Source organism: Phyllobacterium sp. P5_D12, assembly GCF_054049495.1.
This window is the reverse complement of sequence record NZ_JBFUMG010000180.1, coordinates 1-8,353: the sequence shown is the minus strand read 5'-3', so window position 1 is coordinate 8,353 and position 8,353 is coordinate 1. Positions and strand designations below refer to the sequence as shown.

Genomic DNA, 8,353 nt, shown 5'->3' with positions numbered 1-8,353 from the left:
CCCTTGTGGGGAGGGACGGAGCGAAGCGACGGGGAGGGGTTTTTCTAAATGAAGCAAGTCCCCTCCCGGCTGCTTTGCAGCCACCCTCCCCACAAGGGGGAGGGCAAAGGCAGCACCGTTTGCTCCATTCTGGCAGATTTCCGAATGACATAAGTTCAGCCAACAACAATCTGGATACACAATTATGAACGCCGTTGACGTCAAACAGGGATCATCCCCGATTATTCTCGGCTTTCCGCACACGGGAACCGAGGTGCCGGACGACATTCGCGCACGGCTCAACGAAACTGGCCAGATGCTCACCGATACGGACTGGCACATCGACAAGCTGTATGATGGCTTGCTGCCGGAGGTCACGACTGTCCGTGCCACCTTTCATCGCTACGTCATCGATGCCAATCGTGATCCCTCAGGCGTCAGTCTTTATCCCGGCCAGAATACCACCAGTCTCATTCCCGATACCGATTTCGACGGCAAACCGATTTGGCGCGATGGCGAGAAGCCGACGGCGGCGGACATCGAATACCGGCTGAAACAGTTCCACAGCCCTTACCATGTGGCACTGGCCAAGGAGATCGAGCGCGTGCACGAAGCCCATGGCCTCGTCGTTCTGTACGACTGCCATTCCATACGTTCGCATATCCCGTTTCTCTTCCAGGGCAAGCTACCGGATTTCAACATCGGCACCAATGAGGGCAACAGCTGTTCCCCGGAAATCGCCTCGGCAGTCGGCCGGATCGCATTTGCGGCGCGGGGCTATGACGCCGTGATAAACGGCCGGTTCAAGGGTGGCTGGACGACGCGGCATTATGGCCAGCCAAAGCTCGGCATCCACGCCATCCAGATGGAACTGACGCAGTCCTCGCATCTGACGAAGGAAGCGCCGCCTTTCGCCTATGACGAGGCCAAGGCCGAGCGGCTGCGCAAACATCTCAAAGACATTCTCGAAATCATCCGACAGACCGCGATCAAGCTGGGGAGCAAATAATGAGCAATCCGAGGCACAATATCCGCGAAGTGCGCGCTCCGCGCGGCGACAAGCTGAACACTAAGTCCTGGATGACCGAAGCGCCGCTGCGCATGCTGATGAACAATCTCGATCCCGATGTCGCGGAAAATCCCAACGAGCTCGTGGTCTATGGTGGCATCGGTCGTGCAGCCCGCACATGGGACGATTTCGACAAGATCGTTTCCACCCTCAAAACCCTGAACGAGGATGAAACGCTGCTTGTCCAGTCCGGCAAGCCGGTCGGTGTGTTCAAGACCCACGCCAACGCGCCGCGGGTGCTGATCGCCAATTCCAATCTCGTGCCGCACTGGGCAACCTGGGATCATTTCAACGAGCTCGATAAGAAGGGTCTCGCCATGTACGGCCAGATGACCGCCGGCTCGTGGATCTATATCGGCACGCAAGGCATCGTGCAGGGTACCTATGAAACCTTCGTCGAAGCCGGGCGCCAGCACTATAACGGCAATCTCAAAGGCAAGTGGATATTGACCGGCGGACTTGGCGGCATGGGCGGGGCACAGCCGCTGGCTGCCGTCATGGCCGGTGCCTGCTGTCTCGCCGTCGAGTGCAACCCGGACTCGATCGATTTCCGTCTGCGCACCCGATATGTGGACGCCAAGGCCGAAACACTCGATGAAGCGCTCGAAATGATCGAGCGCTGGACCAAGGCGGGCGAAGCCAAATCGGTCGGTCTGCTCGGCAATGCCGCCGATATCCTGCCCGAACTCGTCCGGCGCAATGTGCGCCCGGATATTGTCACCGACCAGACCTCGGCCCATGATCCGATCAATGGCTATCTGCCGAAAGGCTGGACCTTGGCCGAATGGCGCCAGAAGCGCGAAACCGACCCGAAAACCGTCGAAAAAGCCGCGCGTGCTTCGATGCGCGAACATGTCGAAGCCATGATCGCCTTCTGGGATCGCGGCATCCCGACACTCGATTATGGCAATAACATCCGCCAGGTCGCCAAGGACGAGGGTCTCGAGAACGCCTTTGCCTTCCCCGGCTTCGTCCCCGCCTATATCCGTCCTCTGTTCTGCCGGGGCATCGGGCCGTTTCGCTGGGCGGCGTTGTCGGGCGATCCGGAAGACATTTACAAGACCGACGCCAAGGTGAAGGAACTGACGCCGGGCAACACGCATCTGCACAACTGGCTCGACATGGCGCGGGAGCGCATCGCGTTTCAGGGTCTGCCGGCGCGCATATGCTGGGTCGGTCTCGGCGACCGCGACCGGCTCGGACTCGCCTTCAACGAGATGGTGCGCAGCGGTGAGTTGAAGGCTCCGATTGTCATCGGCCGCGATCATCTCGATTCAGGTTCGGTCGCCTCGCCGAACCGCGAAACGGAAGCCATGAAAGATGGCTCCGATGCGGTTTCCGACTGGCCGCTGTTGAATGCGCTACTCAACACCGCGTCCGGTGCGACATGGGTCTCCCTGCATCATGGCGGCGGGGTCGGCATGGGCTTTTCCCAGCACTCCGGCATGGTGATTTGCTGCGACGGGACCGACGACGCGGCGGAACGCATCAAACGCGTTCTCTGGAACGATCCGGCAACCGGCGTCATGCGCCACGCCGATGCGGGCTACGAGATCGCCATAGAATGCGCGAAGGAAAAGGGCCTCAACCTGCCGGGCATTCTCGGCTAATGAAAATACTCCGGGCCAGCGATCACCGGCAAATGCCGTGGAAGAATGGCGGCGGCGTCACCACCGAGATTGCCATCACTCCTCCACTCGCATCTGTCGCCGATTTCGACTGGCGCATCAGCATGGCGATTGTTGCTGCCGATGGACCATTTTCGCGGTTTGAGGGCGTCGACCGCACGCTGACCGTGCTCAGCGGCGAGGGACTGGAACTTACCGTCGAGGGCGAAACACCGGTGCGATTGACGCCAGCAGGCAAGCCTCATCCATTCCCGGGAGACGTGGCTGCATCGGCAAAGTTGATTGCTGGACCAGTCGTCGATTTCAATGTCATGACACGGTGGGGGCGCTGGACTCACAGCGTCGACAATCTGTCCATCAATGGGACACAGCTTCTGCCCGTCGCTGCGGATGCCTGCATCATCTTCTGCCGCAGTGGCCAGATCACCCTTGATGAGTCGTCAGTGCTTGACGCGCATGACGCTGCGTTGATTGATGCTTCGGCTGATACCCTGGAGATTTCCGTTGGCGGGTCGGGAGAGGCCATCATCGTTCACCTGTCGCAAACTCTATCGCCCGAATAAGAGGTCGCGTTGGATCAGGTGGAAAACCCCATTACCGATACGCCGAAGGGCCAGCTCTCCGCCCGTATCCGCCATGACATCGAACAGCGGATCCTGCTCGGCGAATGGGCTCCCGGTTTTCGCATTCCGATGGAACGCGAATTGATGGAAACCTACGGTTGTGCGCGGATGACGGTGAACAAGGCTCTGTCGGCGCTTGCCGCTTCCGGGCTCATCGAGCGCCGCCGCAAGGCGGGAAGCTTCGTTTCGCAGCCGCTGTCGCAATCGGCCGTCATCGAAATTCCCGACGTGCGTGCCGAGGTCGAGGCCATAGGGCAGGTCTACAGACTTGAGGTGATCTCACTGCAGCAGCGCCGCTCGACTCCGGCCGATATGGAACGCCTCAATGTGCAAAGCCCGCGTCAGGTCCTGGCAATTTCCTGCCGTCACTTTGCCGGCCGCCGTGTCCATGCGTTTGAGGACCGCCTGATCGATCTTGCCAGCGTGCCGGAAGCCGCCGATATCTCCTTTGCCGACGAACCTCCTGGAACCTGGCTGCGCGGTCATGTGCCATGGTCGGAGGCGGAGAACCGGATCAGCGCATTCAACGCGGATTCCATGCTTGCCACTCGTTTGGACGTGAAGGAAGGCTCGGCCTGTTTGCAGGTCGAACGATCGACATGGAGAGGCAAAAGGCCGATCACCGCCGTGCGGATGTTTTACCCGGGTGAAACCTATCGGCTGGTCGCCCATTTCAGTCCGAAGGGTGACGTGCCGCGCCGCGATCCCGCCTAAATTTGGTTTTGGAAGCATGCTGATCTGAACCGAAACATTCTTTGCGCAAGAATAGGCAAAACTCATGCAAGCGTTGCCGAAACTGACACAAGAATCATCGAATCTGGCGCAAGATTTTCCACCATCACGGGAAATTTGGGTGTGCTCAGCTGCATTCCTCTTTGCCGCATGGATTTTCAGATCTGGCTCCTGTATCTAGATTGCGAAGTGAAAATGAGGCGGTAATGCGCACTATTCGGAACGACTGGCGATTGGCGGTGCGCATGCTTTGCGCACTGGCGCTCGTATTCGTTGCCTTCGCGCACCAGCCCATTTCAGCCTCTCCAGCCAATGATATCGACCTGGCCGCCTATACCTTGCCGGACGGCTCAGTGCCCGTTCTCTGCCTCGACAACCAGGTGGATCAAGGTGCACACAAGAGCGCCTGGCACGGCAACGGCTGCGAGGCCTGCCGCCTCTCGGCATCCGTCGTTCTGCCGGTTCCGCCCATGGCATCAGGCTTGAAAAACGAGCCGGTTCAATCACTTGCGATAAAACGGGAAGCGGTTCGGATCGCGCGCAGCCTCTTCCCGCCATCGGCTCCTCCGCAAGCTCCTCCCCTCGTCTGACATAAAATGCGCCCTCGATGGCGCGTCGCGGCGGCCTGCTCCGGCGGTGCCGTTACCCTTGCTGTCAGACGACTGGAACACATATGACCGTCTCAAGCATGGCTTCCGGGAAGCCTTATTATCTCAGCCTTTCACTCTACCGCGCCATCTGGCGCTGGCATTTTTTCGCCGGCCTTCTGGTCATCCCTTTCATGCTCAATCTCGCCATCACCGGCAGCCTCTATCTGTTCAAGGACGAGATCGACAATACCGTCTTCGCCTATCGCAACGTGGTTCAGCCGCGGAGCGAATCGCTTGCCCCTTCGCTCCTGACAGACAACGCGAAAGCGGCGGTGCCTGGATCAAAAGTGCTGCGATATCAATCACCTGGCACTCCAACACAATCGGCAAAAGTCACCGTCGGTACCCCCAATGGAAACGTTCGGGTCTTCGTYGATCCCTATAGCGGCGCGGTCCTTGGCAAGGTCGGCGAAAAGGAAGAATTCACCTGGGTCGTCAAGAAAATTCACAGTCTTGAATATTTCGGCCTTGCCTTCAACCGCATCGTCGAAGCCGTAGGCGGCCTTGCGTTAGTCCTTGTAATTACCGGCTTTTATCTGTGGTGGCCGCGCAAACAGACTGGTGGTGTCGTCACTGTTCGCGGAACTCCGGACAAACGCGTGTTCTGGCGGGATCTGCATGCCGTGACCGGCGCAGGTGCCGGCGCATTGATCTTCTTCCTTGCGATATCCGGCATGCCGTGGTCGGGCTATTGGGGTGACAAGCTGAACACGACGTTGGCCGACTATGGACTTGGCTATCCCACTCAGCTCTGGGACAACGTGCCGGTTTCAAAACTTCAGACAAAACAAGTGCTTGGCAATTCCGGATGGACCATCGAGAATGCKCCTGTGCCAGTGTCGACGCCAGGCGGAACGCCTGTCGGGCTTGACCGGATCGTCGCCTCCGCGGCGGCAGCGGGCATGACGCCAGGCTTTGAAGTCTCGCTGCCCGCCGGCAAGAAGGGGGTTTATACCGCAGCCGTCTTCCCCGACGACATTGCCAAGCAGCGGACAATCCACTTCGACCAGTATAGTGGTAACCCATTGGTTGATTTTAAGTTTTCCGATTATGGAGTTGGAGCCAAGGCGATTGAATTTGGGATCGGCGTGCATCAGGGCCAGTATTGGGGTCTTGCCAACCAGCTCGCCATGCTGGCGACATGTCTTGCGATCATCCTCGCCTCGGTTTCCGCCGTAATCATGTGGTGGAAGCGGCGTCCTTCAGGACGGCTCGGCGTGCCACCCATGCCCTCGCAGAAAAGTGCCTTTGCAGTATTTACCTTGGTTCTACTGGTATTCGGCATCGCCTTTCCGCTGACCGGGTTCGCAATTCTCGGCATGCTGATCCTCGACCAGTTGATCACGCGCATCCCTTCGCCTTTGCAACGTGTATTCTCATAAGAAATCTGAATTGGAGACGCCTCATGAAATCTATTTCCAGAATTGCCGCCGTCGCACTGGTATTTGCATCAATCTCGTCTGCTCAGGCGCACGATCATTCCAAGATGACGCAGGGCGCCACCATGAGCGAAGACAACTCCATGGAGCCCGTAAAAGCTGGGGATCTGATCTTGAGCGGTGCCTTTACCCGCGCCACCCTGCCCGGGGCGAAAGTCGGCGGCGGCTATATCAAAATTGAAAATCAAGCAAAAGAACCCGACCAGCTCCTTGGCGGTTCCAGTCCTGTTGCTGCCCGCGTCGAGGTGCATGAAATGAAGATGGACGGCAACGTCATGCAAATGCGCAAGCTGAAGGACGGACTTGAGATACCGGCTGGCGGCAGCGCCGAACTCTCTCCTGGAGGCACGCATTTGATGTTGATCGACCTTTCAGCACCCCTGAAAGAGGGTGATATGGTACCTGTTACGCTCGATTTTGCCAAAGCCGGCAAGGTCGACGTCCAGTTCATGGTCGGGCCTGCAGGCGCAACAAGCATGGAGCACAATTGATGAATTTCCGTCTCTTGCGCTATGCATTATGGGCGCTGATCGCTGTATTGTGCGGCTTCCTGGTTTTCACTTACATCAACGCGCGAAATGGCGGCAATGCGCAGGCTGTGCAGCTCGGCGTCCCGTTCAATCTCGTCGACCAGAACAACGCTCCGATTACCGACGCGGCCTTCAAGGGCCATCCAACAGCACTGTTCTTTGGTTTCACCCATTGCCCCGAGGTATGTCCGACAACCCTCTTCGAAATGGCCGGATGGCTGAAGACGCTTGGCGATGAAGGCAAAGACCTGCGCGTCTTCTTCATTTCCGTCGATCCGGAGCGCGACACTCCCGACGTCATGAAGGGCTATACATCGGCTTTCACCGACCGGATCACCGGCATCACTGGCAATCCGCAGGAAGTCGAGAAGCTCCTCAAGGGCTGGAAGATTTATGCGAAGAAGGTGCCAACCGAAAACGGCGACTACACCATGGACCATACTGCTTCGGTGATGCTGCTTGATCGCGACGGGCGGTTAAAAAGCACGATCGACTACAAGGAAAGCCCGGACGTTGCGTTGAAAAAGCTTCGGCTGCTGATCGCCGGATAAAACATGCGCCTGCTATCCTCTTCCGGTCCCCGGTCCGGAAGAGGATAAATATGCTCTTCGCGGGTTGATCCGAACATTTGTATACTAAAAAACTCATAATTTCCTAGAATTATTCTAACCTATTGATATTTTTATAGGTTTTGAAGATTTAGTATTTGACATTGAGATTTTCAGAAGCCTTTATGCGGAAAGTGCAAAAGCACATCCCTTTGATGTCTGGGCCTTGAACCCTTTCGATTGGAGGACCCTATGATAGGTCTTTTTCTGCCACGCCTGCGCGTGGTCTCCCTGCTGAATCATCAGCAACTGTCTTCTGTCCCTGGACGTAACAGCCAGAGGCAGCTGGTCATCCGCGGTCATCGCAGTGGCCCCCTCGCCCTGATCCGCAATAACGAGCAGGATGGGAGCAGCGATGTACCCGCGCATATCTGAAGCCGGCAATAATGCGGGTTGCTATTTCGATCGCACACCGGAAAAGCTGGTGCTCGAAGGTTACCGGCGTTGGACGGCCGGTTTCGAAACCGGCTCCGTCATCGCGTGGGAAATGGCCTATGGGCTCTATAGCGAGCTTCTCGGTACGCGCAACGGCAACCGCGCTCTATCCGAGCTGTCGTTCTTCATCCGGACCCTGCGCCACTGCGCATTGTGCCCGCTCAAGACTTTCCCATTTGGTTCACACCATGTCTGCCGGGAGGAATGCATGACTTTGGGGCTTATCGCGGGGATACAAAATTGCGACATGGTTGCGGCACGAACCTGCCTCAATGCCATGGCATGTCCCTCGCGCCATGAGGAAGTGGAGAATGCAGCGATCGGTTTTGCCGAAACGCTGGCCGAGATGGATCAGATGCTCTTGCCGATCCCGAAATCCGCAATTGAGGACATTATTTCCCGCCCGTTGCGGGCGAACTTTCACTGAGGAGAGAAAGCGCATGATCATTACTTCACGTATGGAACGCCGCCTTTCCATAGCAGCCACCGCCTTGTTGACAGCCGCAATCTTTGTCTTGCCAATCAAGACGCGCGCGTTCAACGACGCCCGGACCAATCCAGCCAACTATACGCGGCTTGCTGACGCGACGCCGGTGAAATAGGCATCCGAGCGAGTCTACGCAGCTCGATCGGCCGAAGAGACACGGCTCGCTCGTGTCT

General features: G+C 57.7%; 11 protein-coding genes. All 11 read left to right on the top strand.

Annotation, left to right across the window (positions count from 1 at the left end; genetic code table 11):
* The first annotated feature begins 184 nt into the window (after nt 1-184).
* The 11 genes from hutG (at nt 185) to ACXJ5O_RS13440 (ending at nt 8,295) form a co-directional block, all read left to right on the top strand.
* Nucleotides 185-988: an N-formylglutamate deformylase gene (gene hutG / locus ACXJ5O_RS13490; protein WP_457300334.1), complete on the top strand. Its 804-nt coding sequence runs from the start codon at nt 185-187 to the stop codon at nt 986-988.
* Nucleotides 988-2,658 (top strand): urocanate hydratase, encoded by a 1,671-nt coding sequence (gene hutU, locus ACXJ5O_RS13485; protein ID WP_457300333.1) that lies wholly within the window; start codon nt 988-990, stop codon nt 2,656-2,658. The genes hutG and hutU overlap by 1 nt, the downstream gene beginning before the upstream one ends.
* Entirely contained in the window at nt 2,658-3,239 is a 582-nt protein-coding gene (locus ACXJ5O_RS13480; RefSeq protein ID WP_457300332.1) for a HutD/Ves family protein, read from the top strand. The genes hutU and ACXJ5O_RS13480 overlap by 1 nt, the downstream gene beginning before the upstream one ends.
* Before the next feature lie 9 nt (nt 3,240-3,248).
* The gene (hutC, locus tag ACXJ5O_RS13475; RefSeq protein WP_457300331.1) at nt 3,249-4,013 is read left to right on the top strand and encodes a histidine utilization repressor; all 765 of its coding nucleotides are present in this window, start codon (nt 3,249-3,251) and stop codon (nt 4,011-4,013) included.
* A 224-nt stretch (nt 4,014-4,237) separates the two neighbouring features.
* Nucleotides 4,238-4,621 carry a hypothetical protein gene (locus ACXJ5O_RS13470; RefSeq protein WP_457300330.1) on the top strand — a complete coding sequence of 128 codons (384 nt, stop codon included), beginning with the start codon at nt 4,238-4,240 and terminating at the stop codon, nt 4,619-4,621.
* 83 nt (nt 4,622-4,704) lie between these two features.
* On the top strand, nt 4,705-6,063 hold the full coding sequence (locus ACXJ5O_RS13465; protein ID WP_457300329.1) for a PepSY-associated TM helix domain-containing protein: 1,359 nt from the start codon (nt 4,705-4,707) through the stop codon (nt 6,061-6,063).
* Nucleotides 6,064-6,086: 23 nt separating this feature from the next.
* Nucleotides 6,087-6,611: a copper chaperone PCu(A)C gene (locus tag ACXJ5O_RS13460; protein ID WP_457300328.1), complete on the top strand. Its 525-nt coding sequence runs from the start codon at nt 6,087-6,089 to the stop codon at nt 6,609-6,611.
* Complete coding sequence (locus ACXJ5O_RS13455; protein ID WP_457300327.1) at nt 6,611-7,201, top strand: SCO family protein; 591 nt, start codon at nt 6,611-6,613, stop codon at nt 7,199-7,201. The genes ACXJ5O_RS13460 and ACXJ5O_RS13455 overlap by 1 nt, the downstream gene beginning before the upstream one ends.
* A gap of 249 nt (nt 7,202-7,450) precedes the next feature.
* Complete coding sequence (locus ACXJ5O_RS13450) at nt 7,451-7,633, top strand: hypothetical protein (RefSeq protein ID WP_457300326.1); 183 nt, start codon at nt 7,451-7,453, stop codon at nt 7,631-7,633.
* Nucleotides 7,614-8,120 carry a hypothetical protein gene (locus tag ACXJ5O_RS13445; RefSeq protein WP_114431526.1) on the top strand — a complete coding sequence of 169 codons (507 nt, stop codon included), beginning with the start codon at nt 7,614-7,616 and terminating at the stop codon, nt 8,118-8,120. The genes ACXJ5O_RS13450 and ACXJ5O_RS13445 overlap by 20 nt, the downstream gene beginning before the upstream one ends.
* 13 nt (nt 8,121-8,133) lie before the next feature.
* Nucleotides 8,134-8,295, top strand: a complete 162-nt coding sequence (locus tag ACXJ5O_RS13440) for a hypothetical protein (RefSeq protein WP_457300325.1) — start codon at nt 8,134-8,136, stop codon at nt 8,293-8,295.
* Nucleotides 8,296-8,353: the final 58 nt, after the last annotated feature.

What these genes read in the sequence shown, in the direction of transcription:
- hutG (WP_457300334.1), top strand. Translation starts at nt 185, where the DNA reads ATGAACGCCGTTGACGTCAAACAGGGATCATCCCCGATTATTCTCGGC.
- hutU (WP_457300333.1), top strand. Translation starts at nt 988, where the DNA reads ATGAGCAATCCGAGGCACAATATCCGCGAAGTGCGCGCTCCGCGCGGC.
- ACXJ5O_RS13480 (WP_457300332.1), top strand. Translation starts at nt 2,658, where the DNA reads ATGAAAATACTCCGGGCCAGCGATCACCGGCAAATGCCGTGGAAGAAT.
- ACXJ5O_RS13470 (WP_457300330.1), top strand. Translation starts at nt 4,238, where the DNA reads ATGCGCACTATTCGGAACGACTGGCGATTGGCGGTGCGCATGCTTTGC.
- ACXJ5O_RS13460 (WP_457300328.1), top strand. Translation starts at nt 6,087, where the DNA reads ATGAAATCTATTTCCAGAATTGCCGCCGTCGCACTGGTATTTGCATCA.
- ACXJ5O_RS13455 (WP_457300327.1), top strand. Translation starts at nt 6,611, where the DNA reads ATGAATTTCCGTCTCTTGCGCTATGCATTATGGGCGCTGATCGCTGTA.
- ACXJ5O_RS13450 (WP_457300326.1), top strand. Translation starts at nt 7,451, where the DNA reads ATGATAGGTCTTTTTCTGCCACGCCTGCGCGTGGTCTCCCTGCTGAAT.
- ACXJ5O_RS13445 (WP_114431526.1), top strand. Translation starts at nt 7,614, where the DNA reads ATGTACCCGCGCATATCTGAAGCCGGCAATAATGCGGGTTGCTATTTC.
- ACXJ5O_RS13440 (WP_457300325.1), top strand. Translation starts at nt 8,134, where the DNA reads ATGATCATTACTTCACGTATGGAACGCCGCCTTTCCATAGCAGCCACC.